At 31.1% G+C, this 23,293-nt stretch carries 20 protein-coding genes and 1 riboswitch; of the genes, 9 read left to right on the top strand and 11 right to left on the bottom strand.

Features of this window, described 5'->3' with window-relative positions:
• Positions 1–9 precede the first annotated feature (9 nt).
• Positions 10–1,248, top strand: a complete 1,239-nt coding sequence (gene pepT / locus P2G10_RS08975; RefSeq protein ID WP_218772305.1) for a peptidase T — start codon at positions 10–12, stop codon at positions 1,246–1,248.
• A gap of 493 nt (positions 1,249–1,741) precedes the next feature.
• Positions 1,742–2,947 carry a diaminopimelate decarboxylase gene (gene lysA / locus P2G10_RS08970; protein ID WP_218772304.1) on the top strand — a complete coding sequence of 402 codons (1,206 nt, stop codon included), beginning with the start codon at positions 1,742–1,744 and terminating at the stop codon, positions 2,945–2,947.
• Between the two features lie 260 nt (positions 2,948–3,207).
• Here lysA and rplI read toward each other — a convergent pair whose 3' ends face one another.
• From rplI to rpsF, 3 genes are read right to left on the bottom strand one after another with little or no spacing between them, the layout of a single operon-like run.
• Complete coding sequence (rplI, locus tag P2G10_RS08965; protein WP_218772303.1) at positions 3,208–3,654, bottom strand: 50S ribosomal protein L9; 447 nt, start codon at positions 3,652–3,654, stop codon at positions 3,208–3,210.
• A 15-nt stretch (positions 3,655–3,669) separates the two neighbouring features.
• Complete coding sequence (gene rpsR / locus P2G10_RS08960; RefSeq protein WP_218772302.1) at positions 3,670–3,972, bottom strand: 30S ribosomal protein S18; 303 nt, start codon at positions 3,970–3,972, stop codon at positions 3,670–3,672.
• 3 nt (positions 3,973–3,975) lie between these two features.
• A complete protein-coding gene (rpsF, locus tag P2G10_RS08955; RefSeq protein ID WP_218772301.1) occupies positions 3,976–4,317 on the bottom strand; it encodes a 30S ribosomal protein S6 in 342 nt (113 codons plus the stop codon).
• A gap of 122 nt (positions 4,318–4,439) precedes the next feature.
• On the opposite strand from rpsF, the gene P2G10_RS08950 reads away from it, so the two are divergent.
• Positions 4,440–5,336, top strand: coding sequence for a sterol desaturase family protein (locus tag P2G10_RS08950; protein ID WP_275316186.1), 897 nt, complete (start codon positions 4,440–4,442; stop codon positions 5,334–5,336).
• A gap of 16 nt (positions 5,337–5,352) precedes the next feature.
• Here P2G10_RS08950 and P2G10_RS08945 read toward each other — a convergent pair whose 3' ends face one another.
• From P2G10_RS08945 to P2G10_RS08935, 3 genes are all read right to left on the bottom strand, one after another.
• Complete coding sequence (locus tag P2G10_RS08945; protein WP_275316185.1) at positions 5,353–6,411, bottom strand: hypothetical protein; 1,059 nt, start codon at positions 6,409–6,411, stop codon at positions 5,353–5,355.
• 65 nt (positions 6,412–6,476) lie between these two features.
• On the bottom strand, positions 6,477–7,265 hold the full coding sequence (locus tag P2G10_RS08940) for a hypothetical protein (RefSeq protein WP_275316183.1): 789 nt from the start codon (positions 7,263–7,265) through the stop codon (positions 6,477–6,479).
• Positions 7,252–7,812 (bottom strand): RNA polymerase sigma factor, encoded by a 561-nt coding sequence (locus P2G10_RS08935; protein ID WP_218772297.1) that lies wholly within the window; start codon positions 7,810–7,812, stop codon positions 7,252–7,254. Before P2G10_RS08935 ends, P2G10_RS08940 begins: the two co-directional genes overlap by 14 nt.
• A gap of 411 nt (positions 7,813–8,223) precedes the next feature.
• On the opposite strand from P2G10_RS08935, the gene P2G10_RS08930 reads away from it, so the two are divergent.
• From P2G10_RS08930 to P2G10_RS08915, 4 genes are all read left to right on the top strand, one after another.
• Positions 8,224–10,440 carry a RelA/SpoT family protein gene (locus tag P2G10_RS08930; protein WP_275316182.1) on the top strand — a complete coding sequence of 739 codons (2,217 nt, stop codon included), beginning with the start codon at positions 8,224–8,226 and terminating at the stop codon, positions 10,438–10,440.
• A 75-nt stretch (positions 10,441–10,515) separates the two neighbouring features.
• Complete coding sequence (locus P2G10_RS08925; RefSeq protein ID WP_218772295.1) at positions 10,516–10,965, top strand: Fur family transcriptional regulator; 450 nt, start codon at positions 10,516–10,518, stop codon at positions 10,963–10,965.
• A 30-nt stretch (positions 10,966–10,995) separates the two neighbouring features.
• Positions 10,996–12,267 (top strand): adenylosuccinate synthase, encoded by a 1,272-nt coding sequence (locus P2G10_RS08920; protein WP_275316180.1) that lies wholly within the window; start codon positions 10,996–10,998, stop codon positions 12,265–12,267.
• A gap of 42 nt (positions 12,268–12,309) precedes the next feature.
• Positions 12,310–12,840: a DUF1572 family protein gene (locus P2G10_RS08915; RefSeq protein ID WP_275316179.1), complete on the top strand. Its 531-nt coding sequence runs from the start codon at positions 12,310–12,312 to the stop codon at positions 12,838–12,840.
• Positions 12,841–12,872: 32 nt separating this feature from the next.
• Here P2G10_RS08915 and P2G10_RS08910 read toward each other — a convergent pair whose 3' ends face one another.
• Positions 12,873–14,300: a pyridoxal phosphate-dependent decarboxylase family protein gene (locus tag P2G10_RS08910; protein WP_275316177.1), complete on the bottom strand. Its 1,428-nt coding sequence runs from the start codon at positions 14,298–14,300 to the stop codon at positions 12,873–12,875.
• 137 nt (positions 14,301–14,437) lie between these two features.
• Here P2G10_RS08910 and P2G10_RS08905 point away from each other — a divergent pair, with 137 nt between their 5' ends.
• Positions 14,438–16,093, top strand: coding sequence for an OstA-like protein (locus P2G10_RS08905; RefSeq protein ID WP_275316176.1), 1,656 nt, complete (start codon positions 14,438–14,440; stop codon positions 16,091–16,093).
• A 9-nt stretch (positions 16,094–16,102) separates the two neighbouring features.
• Entirely contained in the window at positions 16,103–17,281 is a 1,179-nt protein-coding gene (locus tag P2G10_RS08900; protein ID WP_275316175.1) for an aspartate aminotransferase family protein, read from the top strand.
• A gap of 31 nt (positions 17,282–17,312) precedes the next feature.
• Here P2G10_RS08900 and metF read toward each other — a convergent pair whose 3' ends face one another.
• The 4 genes from metF to cysM form a co-directional block, all read right to left on the bottom strand.
• A complete protein-coding gene (gene metF / locus P2G10_RS08895) occupies positions 17,313–18,269 on the bottom strand; it encodes a methylenetetrahydrofolate reductase [NAD(P)H] (RefSeq protein WP_275316174.1) in 957 nt (318 codons plus the stop codon).
• A gap of 237 nt (positions 18,270–18,506) precedes the next feature.
• On the bottom strand, positions 18,507–21,185 hold the full coding sequence (gene metH, locus P2G10_RS08890; protein ID WP_275316173.1) for a methionine synthase: 2,679 nt from the start codon (positions 21,183–21,185) through the stop codon (positions 18,507–18,509).
• Positions 21,176–22,168, bottom strand: a complete 993-nt coding sequence (locus P2G10_RS08885) for a homocysteine S-methyltransferase family protein (RefSeq protein ID WP_275316171.1) — start codon at positions 22,166–22,168, stop codon at positions 21,176–21,178. The genes metH and P2G10_RS08885 overlap by 10 nt, the downstream gene beginning before the upstream one ends.
• Before the next feature lie 48 nt (positions 22,169–22,216).
• Positions 22,217–22,337, bottom strand: a riboswitch (SAM riboswitch).
• A 62-nt stretch (positions 22,338–22,399) separates the two neighbouring features.
• Positions 22,400–23,290 (bottom strand): cysteine synthase CysM, encoded by an 891-nt coding sequence (cysM, locus tag P2G10_RS08880; RefSeq protein WP_275316170.1) that lies wholly within the window; start codon positions 23,288–23,290, stop codon positions 22,400–22,402.
• Positions 23,291–23,293: the final 3 nt, after the last annotated feature.

Genomic DNA, 23,293 nt, shown 5'->3' with positions numbered 1-23,293 from the left:
ATTACAACAATGAACAAACAACATATCATCAATCGATTTATAAAATATGTAACTATTGATACTGAAAGTGACCCAAATAACCCCGCTTTTCCGAGTACCGAAAAACAATGGGATTTGGCAAGAGTTCTTGAAAAAGAATTGGTAGAAATAGGAATGGAAGACGTTGATTTAGACGAAAACTGTTACCTAATGGCTACGCTTCCTAGCAATTTAGATTACGAAGTGCCAACTATTGGTTTTGTGGCACATATAGATACAAGTCCTGATTTTACTGGTGCGAATGTAAAACCACAAATCCACGAAAATTACGACGGAAAAGACATTATTTTAAACAAAGAGCAAAACATTGTATTGTCTCCTGATTATTTTGATGACTTATTACAATACAAAGGTCAGACTATAATTACTACTGACGGAACAACACTATTAGGAGCCGATGATAAAGCTGGTGTTACCGAAATTGTTTCTGCGATGGAATATTTAATTCAGCACCCAGAAATTAAACACGGTAAAATTAGAGTATGTTTTCCTCCGGATGAAGAAGTTGGTAAAGGTGCTCATATGTTTGATGTTGAAAAATTTGGAGCTAAATGGGCGTACACCATGGATGGAAGTCAGATTGGTGAGCTAGAATATGAAAATTTTAATGCAGCTGGTGCTAAAATTACAATAAATGGTAAAATAGTTCACCCAGGATATGCAAAAGGAAAAATGATTAACTCGATGACAATTGCTAGCGATTTAATCAACGCAATGCCTGCGAATGAAGTACCTGAAAAAACGACTGGTTATGAAGGTTTTTTCCATTTACACCACATGGAAGGAAAGGTTGAGCAAACAGTTTTACAATATATTATTAGAGATCATGATATGGAGTTGTTTAAAAATCGTAAGCAAGCCATGTTAGATTTAGTTTCGGTAATGAATACGAAACTAGGTAAAGACTTAATTGAAATTGAAATTAAAGATCAATACTACAATATGAAAGAAAAAGTAACTCCGGTTATGCATATTGTTGATATTGCTGAAGAGGTTATGAATGAAATGGGAATTAAACCATTAATTAAACCAATTAGAGGTGGTACAGATGGTTCTCAATTATCTTACAAAGGGTTACCTTGCCCGAATATTTTTGCAGGCGGACACAACTTTCACGGACGTTACGAATATGTACCTGTTGAAAGTATTTTAAAAGCTACCGAAGTAATTGTTGGTATTGCAGAAAAAGTATCGGTAAAGTTTAAATAAACTTAAGTATATAAAAAACAAAAAACTCTAGCTAATGCTAGAGTTTTTTTTACGATATTATCTACCCCTACAGAAAATATCGTAAAGATTGAAATAAAGCCCCTTAATTCTTTATTTCATTACAAAAATGACACTTTTTTTGTGTATAAATGAAAGGAAAAACACCTTTTATTAAATATAAAACACTTAAATACAACACACGTTACTACTTATAACTTATACAAAGCGAAAGCTCTAATGCTATGCACTAGAGCTTTCTTACAATGATATTATCACCCCTTATAGAAAATATCATTCAATTTGAAATAAATCCCCTTATTTTTATTTCACTACAAATATGTGATTTTTATTAGTATCTTTTTTAGGAAAACCACCTTTTACCCCCTGATAAAACCCTTTTTTTTTACAAAAAAACTAGATTTGTATATTTTTTATAAATAATTTGCTAAAAAAAATTGCTTCTCTACATTTGGTGCTTCTAATAACTAATAAAATGAATAGAGAAGAGTTAATAAATTTAGCAACAAAGCACGGATCACCTCTTTATGTATATGATACCGAAAGAATAATACATCAATATAAAACTATTACAAGTGCTTTTTCTAAAGTTAAAAATTTAAAGATAAACTACGCTGTTAAAGCATTATCTAACGTTAATATCTTAAAGGTTTTTAATACATTAAAAAGCGGACTAGATACCGTTTCTATTCAAGAAGTTAAACTAGGTTTACATGCTGGTTTTAAACCCAAGGACATAATTTATACACCAAACGGAGTTTCTTTACAAGAAATTGAAGAAGTAGCTAAATTAGGCGTTCAAATTAATATTGATAATTTATCTATACTTGAGCTATTTGGACAAAAACACCCAAAAGTGCCTGTTTGTATTCGCATAAACCCACATATTATGGCTGGTGGAAATAGTAATATTTCTGTTGGACATATCGATTCTAAATTCGGAATATCAATTCACCAAGTTCCTCACATAAAAAGAGTTGTTGAAAATACCGGAATGCGTATTAATGGTATTCATATGCATACTGGTTCTGATATTTTAGATATTGATACTTTTTTAAGGGCTACCGAGATTTTATTTGATGTAGCCAAAAAATTTAAAAATATTGATTTTATTGATTTTGGTAGCGGATTTAAAGTCCCTTACAAAAAAGATGACATTTCAACTGATATTATTGAGTTAGGAGAAAAATTATCTATTAGATTTAATGAGTTTTGCAAAGAGTATGGTAAAAACATTGCTTTAATGTTTGAACCTGGAAAATATTTGGTGAGTGAATCTGGTTATTTTTTAGCAAAAGTTAATGTTATAAAACAAACAACTTCTACTGTGTTTGCTGGTATTGACAGTGGAATGAATCATTTAATTCGTCCGATGCTTTACAATGCATATCATCATATAGAAAATCTCTCTAACCCGAAAGGAAGAGAACGTTTTTATAGTATTGTAGGTTATATATGCGAAACTGACACCTTTGGCTCTAACAGACGAATTAATGAAATATCTGAAGAAGATATTTTGTGTTTTCACAATGCCGGTGCTTATTGTTATTCAATGGCTTCTAATTACAATTCAAGATTTAAGCCTGCAGAAGTTATGATTTATAAAGGTAAAGATTATGTTATTAGAAAAAGAGAAACTATGGATGATATTCTAAGAAATCAAGAAGAAGTTAAACTATAAAAAAACTCTGATCTTAACAGATCAGAGTTCATCTAAAATATAATCAACCCCTCAAAAGACTATATTTTAAAGTACTGTAATAAAGTCCCCTAACTTTAATTACAGTACAAATATCAACAATTCTTATAGTAAAACCTGTAGGTAAATCCCCTTTTTTAGCATTAAATCTATTCAACTCTTTTTTGTCATAGGTTTTTAACCATAAAAAAAAGCCTACTCGAAATGAGTAGGCTTCTTATTATAATTGTTTTAAAGTATTACTATTCAGCAACAACTTCAAAAACGATATCAGCAACAACAGCTCTGTGTAAACGAACAGCAGCGTTATATTTACCTAATCTTTTTACACTACCTCCAGTAACTTTGATATATTTCTTATCAATTACAGTACCAGCTTTAGCTAAAGCTTCAGCAACATTAATGTTGTTTACTGAACCAAATAACTTATCACCAGAACCTACTTTAGAAGTAATTTTTAATTCGTATCCTTTAATAGTTTCAGCTATTTCACTAGCGTCTTCTACTAATTTAGCTTCTTTAAAAGCACGTTGCTTTAAGTTTTCAGCTAATACTTTTTTAGCTGAAGAAGTAGCTAATATTGCATATCCTTTAGGAATTAGGCTGTTACGACCATAACCATTCTTTACAGTTACAACATCGTCTTTAAAACCTAAATTTTCTACGTCTTGTTTTAGTATCAATTCCATGTCTCTACTTCTTTATTATTTTAATAAATCACCAACGTATGGCATTAAAGCTAAATGACGAGCTCTTTTAATAGCCTGTGCAACTTTACGTTGATATTTTAATGATGTTCCTGTTAAACGTCTTGGTAAAATTTTACCTTGTGCGTTTACTAAATACATTAAGAAGTCTGCATCTTTATAATCGATGTACTTAATATCGTTCTTTTTAAAACGACAGTACTTTGCTTCTTTTTTTGTTTCGATATCAAGCGGAGTTAAGTAACGTACTTCACCTTGCTTGTTTCCTTTTGATTGTTGTTCTATTGTAGTTGACGCCATTTCTTACTTTTTTGCAGATTTAACACGTTCTCTTCTTTTTTCAGCCCACGCTTCAGCATGCTTGTCTAACCTTACAGTTAAATAACGCATAACACTATCGTCTCTTCTGAATTCTAATTCAAAAGGAGTAATAGCATCTCCAGCTACTTTGTAGTCTAATAAGTGGTAAAATCCACTTTTTTTCTTTTCAATTGGGTAAGCTAATTTTTTTAAGCCCCAATCTTCTTTAGAAATCATTTCTGCACCTTTAGATAGTAAGTAGTCCTCAAACTTCTTTACTGTCTCCTTTATCTGAGTTTCAGATAAAACGGGATTCAAAATGAAAACAGTTTCGTAATGATTCATAATTAAATTGTTTAAAATTTATTTTAAGTTTGCAAATATACTGTTTTTCATCGGGTAAACAATCTATTGCTGCTAAAAATAATATGTGTTTTTTTATGTATTATTGTAATTAAACTAATTTCATGCAAATTCCTTATATCCCTAACTTAATTCACTACGCTATACCTTTCTTTATACTAACGGTTATTATTGAAGTAATAATTACAGTTAAGGTTAAGCTAGAAGGTTACGAATTTAAAGATGCCGCTACTTCTATAACAATGGGTTTAGGTAATGTAGCTATTGGTTTAATTACCAAAGGTGTTGTATTTGCTATTTTTACTTTATTATACAATTACAGAGTGTTTACAATACCTTTTATATGGTGGTCGTGGATTATCTTATTATTTGCTGAAGATTTTGTGTATTATTGGAATCATAGAATTGCTCATGAAAGCAGATTGTTCTGGGCAAGCCATGTAGTGCACCACTCTTCTACCAAATATAATTTAAGTACCGCTTTACGCCAAACTTGGTCTGGGAGCTTTTATACCTTTATTTTTTGGGCTCCGTTGGCGCTTATTGGTTTTCATCCGTTGATGATTTTAACACAAATGAGTATTAGCTTACTATATCAATATTGGATTCATACCGAGCTTATTAAAAAATTACCTAAATGGTTTGAAGCTGTTTTTAATACACCTAGCCATCACAGAGTACATCACGCTACGAATCCACAGTATTTAGATAGAAATCATGCTGGAATTTTTATTATTTGGGATAGACTCTTCGGTACTTTTGAGCCTGAAGTTGAAAAACCTGTATACGGATTGGTTACCAACATAAATACCCATAACCCTATTAAAATAGCATATTTAGAATGGTATAACCTATTAAAAGATGTTTTTACAAGTAAAACATCTTTAGGTAAAAGAATTTTATATTTTTTAAAACCTCCTGGATGGAAACACGATGGAACAGGAAAACTTTCTGGTGATTTACGCCAGGAATGGGAAGAAAACAAAAAAGGAGAAGTTTAAAACTTCTCCTTTTTTGTTAATTAATATCAAATCGCAATCCTAATGAAAGGTTTCTTGTTTCCGTATTTTTAAACAACGGATTCAAATCATATTTTGCGTATAATCCGCAACTTTTATAAGCAAAATAAGCACTTAATCCGTAATTAATAGTATTTGTATTAAAGCTGGCTTTTTGAAGTTCTTCTACATTTACTCCTTCTGCATTTTTGTATTCTAAATATTGACGGGTCCCTAATTTAAAACCAAAGAAACCTCCTAGTCCAATACGAACAGCTTTATGTGTTCTATCAACAACTTTATTATCCCCATATTTTTTATTTTTTGATAAATCGAATTCTAAATGCATCGGAAAAGTCATTTGTACATGACGCAATCTACTTTCGCTTAACTTATTTGGATGTTCAATTAAAACCGTTTCCTTTCCGTTTACAATATGATACTTATTATTTTCAGCTCTTAAATTATTCCAAAGAAAAGAAAGTCCGTATTTAAAATATGCTTTTGAGGGTTGTTTAGAAATTCGTGTTTTCCAGGTAAAACCAACTTCATAAAAATGCGATTGCCAAAACTTATAATCCGAATTATTTAATGAGTTAAACTCGTTATTTGTTAAAACATTATTTACACCCATTGCAAAAACAAATTGAGTTGTTGTTCGTTTACTTTTTCTATATTTTTTCTTTTCGTCTTTTTCTGACAAACTTAACTTAAAAGTTGCCCCTCCTATTTTAAAGGTGTTTTTTTCATCAACATCATCATTACTTACAACTTTTCCTTCAGTTTTATCTTGTACTAATTGTTGCAATATTTGTTCTTGAAAACTTACATGTTTTTCAATTTGCGAAGCATGATATACTGCTGCTTCCTTTTTTAAAGAAGTAGCTTCAGTATTTGTTAGTTCATTTTCTGTTAGCTTAAAATTGATTTCTTTTATTTTAAGCTTTAATGAGTCCTTTTGCTCTTTTGTTATTTTATCTATTTTTCTAGATATTTTTTGCACTTCGTTTTCAAATGTTTTTACTTGAGATTGGGCAATAGTTGTTACTAACAACACTAAAAGTAGTATTCTTTTCATGGTTTTAAGTTTTTAAATTAAACGGTAAAATTGGGTAATTTTAATTATCGATAATTGGTAAGCGCTTATTTATTTCTATCTGCAATTGCAACAATTACATCTGACATTTTTGATTTAAATTTCTGCATAAAGTTTTGCTTAAAATCAGCTTCTTCAATGTCGTACTCTACTTCTGCTAAAATTGTTTCAGGGTTTATTTTTAAGTTAGATCTTCTCAATTCTTTCTGAATCGTATCCAACATATCTTTTCTTTTTATTCTATAGGCAGCGTAATATTCTTTTACTTCTTGTTGTGAATGCGTTACAGCAAACAATAAAGCATCACTATTAACCTTTATTCTTGGTCTTACAACTTTATTTTTTTGAATATTTACAACCGATATAACTTCTCTTTTCTCATCTATTAAAGCATCTTTTTCTTTATCTAAAGGAATCTTTTCTAGAATTGCAATTACACTTTCTGTAGCCCTTCTAGACTTCTTAACTACCAGTTTTTCAATTCTTTTTGATGGAATTTCGTTATCTATAACTGTTTTATCTTTATTAACAATAGCTTCTTCAATTGGCGATATTTCATGTAAATTAATATCCTTTATTTTTAGCGTATCTAAAGAAGCGTTAACTATTGTTTTTTCGATATTCACAATATTATCATTGCTTTCGTAAAAAAAAACAATACTAATTAACACCGCAATACTAGCGGCATAACTTAAATAGATAAATCGTTTCCTTTTTTTCTTTTGTTGCTCTTTATCTAACTGAACACTCAAACGTTCCCAAGCTGATATTGATGGATTTATTTCTCTATCCTTTAACTTATCAGCAAAATGTGTATCTATATTATTTTTCTGCATTTTTAATCTGATTTGTTGTTATATAACTTTCTTGCAACCATTTTCTCGCTTTAAATAATTGCGATTTAGAGGTTCCTTCAGTAATATTTAATTTTTTTGATATTTCTGAATGCTTGTATCCTTCGATAGCATATAAATTAAAAACTAGTTTATATCCTTCAGGTAATTTGTCTATTAATTTTTGAATATCATCTACCGAAGTATTCTCTAAACTTTCGGTAGCTGCATCATTAAAAACAAATTCTTCATCTGTTAATTGAATAGGATTTTTTTTACTCAAATACGTAAGACATGTGTTAACTATAATTTTACGAATCCAGCCTTCAAAACTTCCTTCATTTTTAAAAGTGTGTAATTTTGTAAATACTTTTAAAAACCCTGAAAGCATTAAATCTTCCGCATGATGTATATCTTTTACATATTGCCTGCAAACACCTAACATTTTAGGCGAATACTGTTCAAACAACAACTGCTGAGCTTCTCTGTTTTGCTCGCTTGCTCTTTTTATTAGTACAGCTTCTTTTTTATGTAACTGGATAATTTTCAACTCAAATTGTTTATTTACTTGTCTACAAATATAAAGACTAGAAGATTGTAAAAAAGGTTGCCTGAAAACAAAAAAAATCTCCGACTTTATAAAAAAGTCGGAGATTCAAATATCATATTGAATGATACCTCAGGGGGACTTATATATTATAAAGTCTTATTACCTCTGAATTACACTACAAATATATCTTTTAAAATCTGTACTAGTTAGAGGAAAAACACTCAACATATTATAGTCTTACCACTTTTTTATTGTTATAATCTACCTTACAAAAAGTAAAATAGTAAATAAAATAACAGCTTTAATATCATATAATAATTAATAATAAACATTTCTGATGAAAACTTGCTCAGTAAAATACTTTACACTATTTTTATTTTGAAACATATCTAATAAAAGAGCTTTAAGCGTATGAGTTATAATGCAACGATAGAAGAAGAAAACAAAGAAATAGCCCACAGATATAAAGATTTATTAAAAGGAACGTACCAAACATTATCCGAAGAGGATAAAAAACTAATACGTAAAGCGTTTGAAATTGCTGTAGAAGCACATTCTGAGCAACGTAGAAAAACTGGCGAGCCATATATTTTTCATCCAATAGCAGTTGCTAAAATTGTTGCTTATGAAATTGGTTTAGGAGCTACTTCTATTGCTGCTGCCCTACTTCATGATGTTGTTGAAGACACACATTATACAATTGATGATATGGAGCGCTTATTTGGCGAAAACATAGCGCGTATAGTTAGTGGGCTTACAAAAATATCTAGCTTAAAAAAAGAACAAGATTACTCGATACAAGCAGAGAATTTTAGAAAAATGCTTTTAACCTTGCATGATGATGTACGGGTTATTTTAATAAAAATTGCCGATCGTTTGCACAATATGCAAACAATGGATGCAATGCCGCCTCATAAACAAGTAAAAATAGCTTCTGAAACTTTATACATATATGCACCTTTAGCACACCGATTAGGATTGTATAATATTAAAACAGAACTTGAAGATTTAGGTTTAAAATATACAGAACCTGAGGTTTATAAAGATATTTTAATCAAAATTAAAGACAGTAAAGAAGAACAACAAAAATATATTGACACCTTTACAGGCATACTTAACGAAGCTTTAGATAAAGAAGGTTTTAAATATGAGATTAAAGGTCGTTTTAAATCAATTTTTTCTATTAGACGAAAAATGCGAAAACAAAACGTAAGCTTTGATGAAGTATATGATAAATTTGCTATTCGTATTATTTACGAACCAACTTCTGATGATGAAAAATTTGATGCTTGGAAGATATACTCTATCGTAACCGATTTCTTTAAACCCAACCCTGCGCGTTTACGTGATTGGATTTCTCAACCTAAATCAACAGGTTATGAAGCATTACACATCACAGTTATTGGGCCGCAAGCAAGATGGGTTGAAGTACAAGTTCGTTCTGAAAGAATGGATGAAATAGCCGAAAAAGGTTATGCAGCTCACTTTAAATACAAACAAGGAGAAGTACAAGAAAACGGGCTTGAAGGCTGGTTAAATAAATTAAAAGAAACTTTAGAAAATCACAGTGCAGATGCTGTTGATTTTGTTGAGGATTTTAAACTTAATTTGTACGCTAAAGAAATATATGTTTTTACACCAAAAGGTGATTTAAAATCATTACCAAAAGGCGCTTCTGCGTTAGATTTTGCTTTCTCTGTACATACTGATGTTGGTTTAAAATGTCGTGGTGCAAAAGTAAACGGAAAATTAGTTCCTTTAAGCTATGCTCTAAAAAGTGGAGATCAGGTTGAAGTACTTACAGCTAGCAACAACAAACCTAATGTACGTTGGTTAGATTTTGTTTTAACCGCAAGAGCGCGCACCAAAATTAAATCGGCCTTAAATGCAGAAGAAAAAATAATTGCAGAAGAAGGTAAGGCCATTTTATTAAGAAAATTACGCCATTTAAAAATAGGTTCAGGAGAAAAAGTTATCAACGAACTTGCTAGTTATTTTGGTTTAAAAACGAGTTTCGATTTATTTTTTAGAATCGGTAACGGTGCTATTGACAATACCCAATTAAAAGAGTTTGTTTCTCAGAGAAGTGGCCTTATTATGGGCTTTATTAAAAATACTTTTCGTAGAAATCCTTCAAAAGGAATTTCCGAAAAAGAAGAAGTTACCCATAAATACGATGCTTTAGTTTTTGGTAAAGACGAACAAACGTTAGATTATACATTAGCAAAATGCTGCTCTCCTATTCAAGGCGATACCGTTTTTGGTTTTGTTACGATAAATGAAGGTATAAAAGTGCATAAAAACAACTGCCCTAATGCCATTTCTTTACAATCTAATTATGCGTATAGAATTATGCCTGCAAAATGGATAGATTCTACCAAGCAAGAGTTTACGGCTGTTATACTTTTATCAGGGATAGACAATAAAGGTATTGTGAACAACATTACGCGTCTTATTTCTAATAGTATGGATGTTTTTATTCATAGTATTAATATCTCTGGAGATCATGGTGTGTTTGAAGGTAAACTCTCTTTAAGTGTTAAAAACAGAGCGCAGTTAAATAAGCTAATAGATAGTATGAAAAAACTAGAAGGAGTACAAAAAGTAGAGCGTGTTAATACAATGTAAATATCATTTTAATATCCTTGTTTTTTTATCAATAAATAACTGTAAATTTGTCCGTCCGTAAATTTTTAAATAACAATGAGTAATTCAGCCGAAAATCAAGAAATTGTAAAAAAAGTTTTCACTACTTTTTTAGAAGAAAACAAGCATCGTAAAACGCCAGAGCGTTATGCTATTTTACAGGAAATATATGTTGCTGAAGAACATTTTGATATAGAATCTTTATATATTAAAATGAAAAATAAAAACTATCGTGTAAGTAGAGCAACGCTTTACAATACGATGGATTTACTTTTAGACTGTGGACTGGTTCGTAAACATCAATTTGATGGGCAATCAATGGCGCGTTACGAAAAAAGTTATTTCGATAAGAATCATGATCATCTAATTATGACAGACTCTGGCGAAGTAAAAGAATTTTGCGATCCAAGAATTCAAATTATCAAAAAAACTATTGAAGATGTTTTTGATATAGATATTCACAACCACTCTCTTTACTTCTACGGAACAAAACGAAACACAAAATAACAACAACAAATACACTTAATAACACACTAAATGGCAGTAGATTTATTACTCGGATTACAATGGGGAGACGAGGGAAAAGGTAAAATCGTAGATGTATTAACAGGTAATTACGATATTATTGCACGATTTCAAGGAGGTCCAAATGCTGGTCACACCTTAATTTTTGATGGTAACAAACATGTTTTACACACAATTCCTTCTGGAATTTTTCACAAAACCGCTTTAAACGTAGTTGGTAATGGTGTGGTGATTGATCCCGTTATCTTTAAAAAAGAATTAGAAAACTTAGATGTTCACAACATCGATTACACCTCTAAGTTATTAATTTCTAGAAAAGCGCATTTAATTTTACCTACACATAGGTTATTAGACGCGGCTTCTGAAACTTCAAAAGGAAAAGCAAAAATCGGATCTACTTTAAAAGGAATTGGCCCAACTTATATGGACAAAACTGGTAGAAATGGAATGCGTGTTGGAGATTTAGAATTAGACAACTGGAAAGATAAATACAGAGCGTTAACTAAAAAGCATTTAAGTATGCTTGATTATTTTAATGTTCAGGTTGAGTATGATTTAGATGAATTAGAAGCTGAATTCGATTTAGGTATCGAAAAATTAAGAACTTTACAGTTTATAGATTCTGAAGAATATTTAAACTCTGCAATAAAAGAAAGTAAAACAATTTTAGCAGAAGGAGCACAAGGATCTTTATTAGATATCGATTTCGGAACGTATCCTTTTGTAACTTCTTCAAATACAACTGCCGCTGGTGCTTGTACTGGTTTAGGAATTGCTCCTAACAGAATTGGCGATGTATTTGGTATATTTAAAGCGTACACAACACGTGTTGGTTCTGGACCTTTCCCTACTGAATTATTTGATAAAGATGGTGAAGAAATGGCTAGAATTGGTCACGAATTTGGTGCAACTACAGGTCGTGCTAGAAGATGTGGTTGGTTAGATTTAGTTGCTTTAAAATATGCTGTTGATGTAAACGGTGTTACAAAATTAATGATGATGAAAGGAGATGTTCTTTCTGGATTCGATACCTTAAAAATATGTACTTCATATAATTATAAAGGTGAAAAAATAACACATTTACCTTATAATATCGAACCTGAAAATATTTCAGTAAATTATACTGAATTTAAAGGATGGAAAGATGATTTAACTAAAATGACTGCTGCAGATCAATTACCTAAAAACTTATTGGACTATGTTGCTTTTATTGAAAAAGAAACTGGAGTTCCGGTAACTGTTGTATCTGTAGGACCCGATAGAAAACAAACAATTAATAGATAATTTTAAAAAGGAGCTCTTTACGAGCTCCTTTTTTTGTGCTTTATGATAGATGAATATTTACAGAATATAACCAAACAATTTAAATCGTATAAAGAAGTAGCTGATAAAACTATAGATCAACTGCAACAAAAAGAATTGCACTTTAAATATAATGAAGAAAGTAATAGTATTGCTTCTATTATAATACATGTTTCTGAAAATATGTTATCGCGTTGGACCGATTTTTTTACTTCGGATGGAGAAAAAGATTCTAGAGATAGAGATGCTGAGTTTGAAACTCAAAATTTATCAAAAGATGAATTATTAACTAAATGGGAAAACGGATGGAACTGTCTTTTTACGGCTTTGAATTCGTTAAATGAAACTAATTTCGAGCAACCTATTTATATCAGAAATAAAAAACATAAACTTATAGAAAGTATTACTAGGCAAATTGCTCATTATCCTTATCATATTGGTCAGATAACTTATGTAGGTAAAATGATTTTAAATGATAAATGGCAAACAGCTTCTATTGCCAAAGGAAAATCAAAAGAATACATGAAACAAGCATTTCAAGAAAATTCAAAATAAAAAAGGGAGCTCTTTAAGAACTCCCTTTTTATTTATATCTTTAAAATCTCTTCTCCGAATTTATGACACAAGGCTAATGTTTCATTTACATCATCAATTGTTGTTTTCGGGTTAATCAAACACATACGTAATACTACTTGTTTGTTTAAAATAGTAGTAACTAAAAGTGCCTCTTTAGAATCCATTACTCTTTTAGAAATCTCTTGATTCAAATTATCAATTTCTTTTTCTGATAAATTTAACCCAATAGGATTGTATCTAAAATTAATAATAGCCAAAGTTGCAGGAGATATAATTTCCCATGTTCTGCTTTTTCTTAATTGTTTTTCTACATCTTCTGCTAACTTAATATTATAAGTTACCGCTTTCTTAAAAGTATCTAAACCATAAGTTTTAATAGACATATAAAATTTTAAAGCTCTAAACCTACGTGTTAATTGAATTCCGTAATCATAAAAGTTTATTTCAGATTCATTTCCTTCAATATCACGTAAATATTCAGGTGTTTCGCTAAAAGTACTGCTTAACCAAGTTGAATCTTTAACCAATAAACAACCTATTTCATAAGGTTGATAAAACCATTTATGAGGATCTACTGTTAACGAATCTGCTCTTTCGATTCCTCGTAAAGCTTTTTCTCCTTTTTTTGCTAAAATTGCTGCTCCTCCGTAAGCTCCATCAATATGAAACCATAAGTTTTCTTCCTCACAAATATCCGCAAGTTCATCTAACGGATCTACAGTTCCTGTATTTGTGGTTCCTGCAGAAGCTATAAAACAAAAAGGCTGTAAACCTTCTAGCCTATCTTTTGCTATTGCATTTTTTAATTTATTGATGCTTATTCTAAACTCAATATCTGTTGGTAAAATTCGAATTTGTTCTTTTTTAAATCCTAAAACACGAATCGCTTTAATATTAGACGAATGCGCTTGATCTGATAAATAAATAACTGCTTTCGAAAAATCATCTCCACATTTAATACGTCGAGCTGTAGCTAAAGCTGTTAAATTTGCCATAGAACCACCACTTGTAAAAATACCTCCACCTTTTTCAACAGGAAAATTAAACATTTTTAACAACCAGTTCATTGTTACAATTTCTAACTCTGCAGCGGCAGGTGACGCTACCCAACCACCAGAAAATATATTAAAACCTGTTGCTAAACTATCAGCCATTGTGCTAATAAAATTACTAGGTCCTGGCACAAATGAATATGCTTTTGGGTGTGAAATAACGGTACTATTAGGAATTACGTTTTCCATAACAAAGTCTAAAACCTCGTTTGCATTCATACCTTTATCAGGTGCTTCTTGCAAAAATAAATTGTCCATTTCTATACGTGAAGCAGAAGTAACTGGTTTTTTATCTTCTAGTGTATCCCAATGTTCAGCAATCAAGTCTACTATTTTATAGCCATAAGACTTCATTTCTTCTAGAGATAAATCAAAATGGGCGCTCATAAAATTCTTTTTAAATGTTTATGCAAAATTAATCATTATAAAAACGACACTCACTTATTCTTCTTATAATTTTATTGATTTATTAAGAAATATGGCAGGTTCTTTTCATTATTTTTGTTGTCTAAAATATTATTACTTTGAAAAATTTATTTCTTATATTTTTTTTATTGCTTGCTATTTCTAATTATTCTCAAGCAAAAAAAATAAAAATACTTTCTACTCAACAAGCAACTGCCGATGAAGAGAAGTATCCTGGAGCAACGATACTTATAGGTAAAGTAAAAATGGAACATGAAGGTGCTACTTTAGATTGCCAAAGAGCATTGCTTTATAAAAAAGAAAATATTTTTAAAGCCTTAGGTGAAGTTGTAATCGAACAAGGTGATAGTATTATTCAATATAGTGATTTTGCCATTTATAATGGAGATACTAAAAAAGCAAAATCTTGGGGAAATGTTGAAATTAATGATAAAGAAATGAAACTTACCACAGATACACTTCATTTCGATAGAGTAAATCAACTTTTGTATTATCCTAACGGAGGAACAATTCGCGATAAAAAAAACACGCTAAAAAGTATTAAAGGAACTTATTTTTTAAAGGATAAAAAATTTACAGCAAAATCTAAAGTTACCGTAGTTAACCCTGAAAACAACTTAGAATCTGATCATTTAGATTATTACACAAATTCTAATTTAGCATACTTATACGGCCCAAGTACGGTTACTAACTTAAAAGATAGTACTAAAATTTATTCTGAAAGAGGTTTTTATGATACCAATACTGATATTTCTTATTTCGTAAAAAATGCCAAGCTCTTTCTAAAAGAACGCACAATATTAGCTGATAGTTTATACTATGATAAACGCAAAGGTTTTGCTTCTGCAACTAATCGTATAAAAGTAATTGATACACTTCAGAAAATGGTTACCAAAGGTAATTATGCCGAATTATATGAAAAGAAAGATTCGCTTTTTATCATCAACAAAGCTGTGGCAATTTCTGTACTTGATAAAGATTCTATGTATGTTGCTGGAGATAAAATTTTATTAACCGGTAAACCTGAAAAAAGAATCGTTAGAATTTTTAGAAATGTAAAAATATTTAAATCTGATTTACAAGGAAAATGTGATTCTATTCACACAAGTCAAACTACAGGACTTACAAGAATGTTTAGCAATCCTGTTTTATGGTCTGGTAAAAGTCAAATTACCGGTGATAGCATTCAATTTATTACTGATAAGAAAACAAATAAACTTGATTCTTTAAGAGTCTTACAAAACGCCTTTATGATTCAGAAAGATTCCTTATCTGATGATGATTATAATCAAATAAAAGGACGAAATATTTATGGTAAGTTTCAAGAAAATGATCTGAGAACAATGCTTGTTAAAGGAAACGCCGAATCGTTGTATTATAATAGAAATGATGAATCTCAGCTATTAGAAACAATAACAAAAGAAATAGCTAGTGATATTGAGTTTACTTTAGAAAATAACGAAATTATACAAACAAAATACTTTAAAAAATCCGAAGGAAAGACATTTCCTCCTTCTGAATTCCCTTCTGAAGAAAAAAAATTTAAAGGTTTTATTTGGCGAGAAGATGAACAGCCAAAAACAGTTGAAGACATTTTTATTAAAGATAAAACGACTAATATCACTTCTCCTGAAAAAAATAATTCTGCAGTAAAAAAAGCTAAAAATCAGTTCTTAAAAGAAACTGTAAAAAGACAAGATTTGAAAAAATCAGTAAAACTGAAGCCTTCTTTAAAATCAAAAAAAATAAAATAACAAGAATTAGTGAAAAACGATTTTTTAAAATATCAAGGGCAAACAACTCCTCATCCTTTAGCTATTGAAATTTCTCATGCTAACGGAAGTTATATATACGATGCTAACGGAAAAAAAATGTTAGATTTTGTAGCCGGAGTTTCCGCAAATAGTTTGGGTCATAATCACCCAAAAATTAACGACGCTATAAAAAATCAATTAAATTCCTATACACATGTTATGGTGTACGGAGAATTTATTCAGAAACCTCAGTTAGAACTTTGCAAGGCTTTAGCGAATACGTTACCTGAAAATTTATCTGCTGTTTATTTGGTTAATTCAGGAACAGAAGCAACTGAAGGAGCTTTAAAACTAGCAAAACGTTTTACAGAAAGAAGTGAAATAATAGCTGCCAAAAACGGATATCATGGTAATACCCAAGGAGCTATGAGCGTTTGTGGAGCAGAACAACAAAACCGTGCTTTTCGCCCGTTAGTTCCTGGTGTTAAATTTATTGAGTTTAATAATGAAATAGATTTAAATAAAATCACTACAAAAACCGCTGGTGTTATCTTAGAAACTATTCAAGGTGGCGCAGGTTTTATAGTGCCTAAAAACGATTATTTATCAAAAGTAAAAGAACGTTGTAAAGAGGTTGGGGCTTTATTAATTTTAGATGAAATTCAAACCGGTGTCGGGCGTACTGGTAAATTTTGGGGATTTGAAAACTACAATGTTGTTCCTGACATTATTATAGCCGGTAAAGGTTTAGGCGGCGGAATGCCAATTGGCGCTTTTATTGCTTCTTTTGATGTGATGAGTTGCCTTAAAGAAAATCCGAAATTAGGGCATATTACTACTTTTGGTGGACATCCTATTATTGCTAGTGCTAGTTTAGCAACCGTAAAGGAAATTACCGAAACAAACCTCATTGAAGAAACATTAAGAAAAGAAAAATTAATTAGGAATAAGTTTAAAAATCATTCTGCTATTAAAGAAATTAGAGGACGTGGATTAATGTTGGCCTTATTAGTTGAATCTCCTGAAATTGCGTCAAAGATTATCTTAAACTCTTTAGAGAATGGCTTAATTTTATTTTGGTTACTTTTTGAAGGAAGCGCCATTAGAATCACACCTCCATTAACTATTTCTGATGAAGAAATTAACGAAGGTTGTGATTTAATTTTAAATGAATTAAATAATCTTTAAACTACTTTTCGCTTCTAAAAATTATATATATTTAAAACAATGCTTTTGCAATTGCCTTGATATTATCACTTTTACCCATAGAGTAATAATGTAATAGCGGCACTCCGGCTTCTAATAATTCTTTAGATTGTTCAATGCACCATTCTACACCAACTTGCCTAACCTCTTTGTTGCTTTTACAGTTATCTAACGAATTAATTAATATTTCTGGTAAATCTATTTTAAAAACTTGTGGTAACAATTGTAAATGGCGTCTTACCGAGATTGGTTTAATTCCTGGAATAATAGGTACTGTAATTCCTATTTCTCTAGCTGCATTTACAAATTCAAAATATTTTTGATTGTTAAAAAACATTTGAGTTACTACATAATCAGCACCTGCATCAACTTTTTCTCTTAACCTCTTTAAGTCGGTTTGTAACGATGGTGATTCTAAATGTTTTTCAGGGTAACCCGCAACACCTATACAGAAATCTGCTTTGTGGTTTGCCTCAATTACTTCGTGTAGATATTTCCCTTTATTTAAATTTTCAATTTGATTTACCAACTCTATTGCATATTGGTGGCCATTTTTACTCGCTTCAAAGTATCGTTGATGACTCATCGCATCACCACGCAAAGCCATCACATTCTCTATTCCTAAATAATGACAATCAACCAATAAATACTCAGTTTCCTCTTTTGTAAAGCCTCCACACAAAACATGTGGTACAGTATCAACATCATATTTGTGTTTTATTGCCGCACAAATACCTACTGTTCCTGGTCGCATTCTGGTTATTTTTCTATCCAATAATCCGTTTCCTTTGTCAATATATAAATGTTGCTCTCTAGATGTTGTTACATCAATAAAAGGTGGATTAAATTCCATTAACGGATCTATATTATTATATAAATCTTGAATATTATTTCCTTTTTTTGGCGGAATTATTTCAAAAGAAAATAATGTTTTTCCCTTTGCTTTTTTAATATGTTCTGTTACCTTCATAAAGTTATTATAAAGGCGTATTTAACTATATAAATGATGCCGCAAATAATGATACTGCAAACATTATTAGCAACTGAACTACAAACCTAATTTCTAAACGATACTTTTTCATTTGTTTTTATTTTAGTTTTATTATACTTCAATATTACTGCTGTTTCTTTGCCTGTATCTTATCTAATTTATAACTTATTGTTAATTAAACACGCTCGTTTTTATATTTTTAGTTTTAGTTATTTGTTAGTTATCAGCTATCACTGGATGCAGCCACTTTCTAGCTTTTCCTAGCGAGATACCTTTTCTATTTGAAAAATCAAGTATTTGATCATTAGTTATTTTACCTAACCCAAAGTATTTGGCTTGTTCGTTTGCAAAATAATATCCTGAAACTGCTGCTGCGGGCCACATGGCTAGACTTTCTGTTAGTGTTACTCCTATTTTTTCTTCAACCTTTAATAAATCCCAAATCGTTTCTTTTTCTAAATGATCAGGACAGGCAGGATAACCTGGTGCAGGACGAATACCTTTATAAGTTTCCTTTATTAATTCATCATTTGATAATGCTTCATCAGCTGCGTATCCCCAATGTTGAGTTCTAACCCTATGGTGTAAATATTCTGCAAATGCCTCTGCAAAACGATCTGCAATTGCTTGTACCATAATTGCATTGTAATCATCTTCTTTTTCTTTATATGTTTTTGCTAGTTCGTCTGCTCCAAAAATAGCCGTACAAAATGTTCCCATATAATCTTGCTTTTCAGCTTCTTTTGGTGCTATAAAATCTGACAAAGCAATACTTGGTTTTCCTTCTCTCTTTTTAAGTTGTTGACGTAAGGTTCTAAAAACTGCAATTTCTTCCCCTTTTTTCTGAATAGAAATATCATCATCATTAATTGTATTTGCTTCAAATAGCCCAAATACTGCTTTTGGTTTTAATAATTGTTTCGTAATTATTTTATCCAAAATCACTTTCGCATCTTCATACAATTGCGTTGCCTGTTCCCCAACTACCTCATCAGTTAAAATATCTGGGTATTTACCGTGTAAATCCCAACTTCTAAAAAACGGACTCCAATCAATAAACGGCAGCAACACTTTTAAACTTACTTGTTCTAATGTTTGAATTCCTAATTCTTTAGGCTTTATAATCGATGTAGTTTCCCAATTTATTTTAAACTTTCTTGTACGGGCTTCTTCTATAGAAACATATGCTTTAGCTTTTCCTCTCTTTAAAAACTTTTCACGAAACTCATCATAATCTTTTTTCAATTTCGTTACGTAAGCATTACTTGTTTCTTTATTTAATAAATCACTTACAACAGTAACTGCTCTTGAAGCATCATTTACATGTACAACTGCGTTTTTATATTGCGGATCTATTTTTACTGCTGTATGTGCTTTTGATGTTGTTGCTCCACCAATTAATAAAGGAACTGAAAAATCTTGACGCTCCATTTCTTTTGCTAAATACACCATTTCATCTAACGAAGGTGTAATTAAGCCAGATAAACCAATTATATCTACATTCTCTTTTTTGGCAGCTTCAATAATTTTTTCTGGCGGAACCATAACTCCTAAATCTACAATCTCATAATTATTACAGCCTAAAACTACCGAAACAATATTTTTACCAATATCATGCACATCACCTTTTACTGTAGCCATTAAAACTTTACCTAAAGCTTGTTGTTTTTCTCCTTTCTCTGCTTCTATAAATGGGTTTAAATAAGCTACAGCTTTTTTCATTACTCTTGCAGATTTTACTACTTGTGGTAAAAACATTTTCCCTGCACCAAATAAATCACCAACCACATTCATTCCAATCATTAAATGACCTTCTATTACTTGAATTGGTTTTTCAGATTCTTGCCTTGCTTGTTCTACATCTTCAATAATAAATTCATCTATTCCTTTTACTAAAGAATGTGTAATTCTTTCTTGTAAAGGAAAACTTCTCCATTCTAAAACTTTTGTTTCATCTTGTTTTTTAACGCCTTTTACCGTTTCAGCAAAATCTAATAAACGTTCAGTAGCATCATCTCTTCGATCTAAAACTACATCTTCAATATGTTCTAATAAATCTTTTGGAATATCATCATAAATCTCTAACAATGCAGGGTTTACAATTCCCATATTCATTCCTGCTTGAATTGCATAATACAAGAAAACAGAATGCATTGCTTCTCTAACAGTATTATTTCCTCTAAATGAAAATGACACATTACTCACACCTCCACTTACACTTACATTTGGTAAATTTTCTCTAACCCAACGTGTTGCTTCAATAAAATCAATAGCATTCTTACGATGCTCTTCCATTCCTGTTGCTACAGGAAAAATATTTAAATCGAAAATAATATCTTCAGATGCAAAACCAACTTTATCAACCAAAACTCGATAAGATCGTTCAGCAATTTCAATTCTTCTTTCATAATTATCAGCTTGACCAACTTCGTCAAATGCCATTACAATTACTGCTGCTCCGTAACGTTTTATTTGAGTTGCTTCCCAGATGAATTTTTCTTCTCCTTCTTTTAAAGAAATAGAATTCACAACACATTTTCCTTGTACAACTTGTAAACCTGCTTCAATGATTTCCCACTTCGAACTATCGATCATTAATGGAACTCTGCAAATATCTGGTTCGGCAGCAATCAGGTTTAAAAATCGAACCATTGCTTCTTTTCCGTCAATTAAACCATCATCAAAATTAATATCAATAATTTGCGCTCCTCCTTCTACCTGATGTCTTGCAACGGCTAATGCTTCATCAAACCGCTCTTCTTTTATCAATCGTAAAAACTTACGTGATCCTGCAACATTTGTACGTTCTCCAACATTTATAAAATTGCTGTTTTCATTTAAAACTAAAGGTTCTAAACCTGATAGTTTTAAATATTTATCTTGTTTTATTTGCATTTTCTTGGTTGATATTTAGCTGCTAATTCTGCAATTGCAGAAATATGCTCAGGTGTTGTTCCGCAACATCCACCTATAATATTGATTAAATCTTTCTTCAAATAATCTTCAATTTGATCTGCCATTTCTTCTGCAGTTTCATCGTATTCTCCAAAAGCATTGGGTAATCCTGCATTGGGATGCGCAGAAATTGCAAATGCTGTTTTTGATGCAATTGCCTCTAAGTGTGGTTGTAATAAATTAGCTCCTAATGCACAATTAAACCCGACGGATAATAGCGGGATATGAGATACCGAAATTAAAAATGCCTCGGCTGTTTGTCCTGATAAAGTTCTGCCACTGGCATCAGTAATCGTACCACTTAGCATTATTGGAATGTCAATTTTACGCTCGTCTTTTACTTCTTCTATTGCAAATAAAGCTGCTTTAGCATTTAGAGTATCAAAAACAGTTTCTACTAATAAAAGATCAGCACCACCATCTATCAAAGCTTCAACTTGTAGTTTATAAGCTATACGTAATTCATCAAAAGTAACCGCTCTATAACCAGGGTCATTAACATCTGGAGACATACTTGCAGTTCTATTTGTTGGACCAATTGAACCTGCTACGAATCTTGGCTTGCGGGGTTCTCTTGCCGTAAACTCATCTGCTACTTCTTTTGCTATTTTTGCAGACTCATAATTTAGTTCATATACCAAATCTTCCATTTGATAATCGGCCATTGCAATAGTAGTTCCTGAGAAGGTATTCGTTTCTACAATATCAGCACCTGCTTCAAAATATTTTGCGTGTACTTCTTTAATTGCCTTAGGTTGTGTTATAGACAATAAATCATTGTTTCCTTGTAATGGTGTTAGATATTCTTTAAAACGCTCTCCACGAAAATCTGCTTCTGTGAATTTATAGGCTTGAAGCATCGTTCCCATAGCTCCATCGAGCACGAGAATACGTTTTTGTATTTCTTTATAAATGTTTGGCATTCCTGATATTGTATTGTAGAAGTTATCAGGAAAAGAGGAAAGTTCTTTCCGTTATCTCTCTTAAGTACTGTTGAATTAGTATTTAAGTAGAATTTAGCACCTTCTTTGTTTGCACAAAGGGTTGCTAAGGTTTCATAGGGTCTAATCCCTCCACCTTTCTTGATAACATTCATATTAAATTAATGAACTAAAGCACAAATAAACAAACTTTTTTTGTTTTTATACCATTTTTTAATAATTATATAAATTAGAAGATAAATATCGGTCACCAATATCACAGATAATTGCGACAATAATACCTTCTTCTATTTTCTCTGCAACTTGAAGCGCAACATGTACAGCACCTCCACTACTCATTCCTCCAAAAACACCTTCTTGACTCGCTAATTTACGTGCCTGATTTCTTGCCTGATTTTCACTTACCTCAATAATTTCATCAACTTTTGATCTATCAAAAATCTTTGGCAAATACTCTTCCGACCATTTTCTAATTCCTGGTATTCTTGAACCATCAGATGGTTGTGCTCCAATAATTTGAATATTTGGGTTTTGTTCTTTTAAATAGGTAGAAACTCCCATTATGGTTCCTGTAGTTCCCATAGCTGATACAAAGTGAGTTACCTCCCCTTCAGTATCTTTCCAAATTTCTGGTCCTGTGGTTTTATAATGCGCTTTCCAATTATCATTATTTTCAAATTGATTCAACATAAAGTACCCTTCTTTATATCGTAGCTTTTGTGCTAAATCTCTAGCTCCTTCGATTCCTTCTTCTTTAGATGTTAATAAAACTTCAGCTCCGTAAGCCTTCATTGTTTTTATTCGTTCTTCTGTAGCATTTTCTGGCATTACTAATGTCATATGCAACCCTAGTACTTTTGATATAAATGCCAAAGCGATTCCTGTATTTCCACTAGTTGCTTCTACTAAATGATCTCCTTTTTTTATATTTCTTCGGTTTAAGGCCTCAAAAATCATATTATAAGCAGCCCTATCTTTAACACTTCCTCCTGGATTGTTGCCTTCTAGTTTTAAAAACAAGCGCACTCCTTTTTTACTAAGTATATTACTTACCTCTATTAAAGGTGTGTTCCCTACAAAGTCGGTTATTTTTTTTGCTTTCATAAT

The sequence above is a fragment of the Tenacibaculum bernardetii genome (assembly GCF_029125915.1).
In the GTDB taxonomy this organism is placed as follows: domain Bacteria; phylum Bacteroidota; class Bacteroidia; order Flavobacteriales; family Flavobacteriaceae; genus Polaribacter; species Polaribacter bernardetii.
The sequence above is the reverse complement of the archived record's forward strand: the minus strand, read 5'-3'. Positions and strand labels throughout refer to the sequence as shown.

Bases quoted from the DNA above. Each gene is read 5' to 3' on its own strand.
- P2G10_RS08920 (WP_275316180.1), top strand. From the start codon at position 10,996: ATGGCAGTAGATTTATTACTCGGATTACAATGGGGAGACGAGGGAAAA.
- P2G10_RS08945 (WP_275316185.1), bottom strand. From the start codon at position 6,411: ATGAAAAGAATACTACTTTTAGTGTTGTTAGTAACAACTATTGCCCAA.
- rpsR (WP_218772302.1), bottom strand. From the start codon at position 3,972: ATGGCGTCAACTACAATAGAACAACAATCAAAAGGAAACAAGCAAGGT.
- metH (WP_275316173.1), bottom strand. From the start codon at position 21,185: ATGCAAATAAAACAAGATAAATATTTAAAACTATCAGGTTTAGAACCT.
- P2G10_RS08885 (WP_275316171.1), bottom strand. From the start codon at position 22,168: ATGCCAAACATTTATAAAGAAATACAAAAACGTATTCTCGTGCTCGAT.
- pepT (WP_218772305.1), top strand. From the start codon at position 10: ATGAACAAACAACATATCATCAATCGATTTATAAAATATGTAACTATT.
- P2G10_RS08950 (WP_275316186.1), top strand. From the start codon at position 4,440: ATGCAAATTCCTTATATCCCTAACTTAATTCACTACGCTATACCTTTC.
- P2G10_RS08910 (WP_275316177.1), bottom strand. From the start codon at position 14,300: ATGAGCGCCCATTTTGATTTATCTCTAGAAGAAATGAAGTCTTATGGC.
- rplI (WP_218772303.1), bottom strand. From the start codon at position 3,654: ATGGAATTGATACTAAAACAAGACGTAGAAAATTTAGGTTTTAAAGAC.
- P2G10_RS08925 (WP_218772295.1), top strand. From the start codon at position 10,516: ATGAGTAATTCAGCCGAAAATCAAGAAATTGTAAAAAAAGTTTTCACT.
- P2G10_RS08915 (WP_275316179.1), top strand. From the start codon at position 12,310: ATGATAGATGAATATTTACAGAATATAACCAAACAATTTAAATCGTAT.
- rpsF (WP_218772301.1), bottom strand. From the start codon at position 4,317: ATGAATCATTACGAAACTGTTTTCATTTTGAATCCCGTTTTATCTGAA.
- cysM (WP_275316170.1), bottom strand. From the start codon at position 23,290: ATGAAAGCAAAAAAAATAACCGACTTTGTAGGGAACACACCTTTAATA.
- P2G10_RS08940 (WP_275316183.1), bottom strand. From the start codon at position 7,265: ATGCAGAAAAATAATATAGATACACATTTTGCTGATAAGTTAAAGGAT.
- lysA (WP_218772304.1), top strand. From the start codon at position 1,742: ATGAATAGAGAAGAGTTAATAAATTTAGCAACAAAGCACGGATCACCT.
- P2G10_RS08930 (WP_275316182.1), top strand. From the start codon at position 8,224: ATGAGTTATAATGCAACGATAGAAGAAGAAAACAAAGAAATAGCCCAC.
- metF (WP_275316174.1), bottom strand. From the start codon at position 18,269: ATGAAGGTAACAGAACATATTAAAAAAGCAAAGGGAAAAACATTATTT.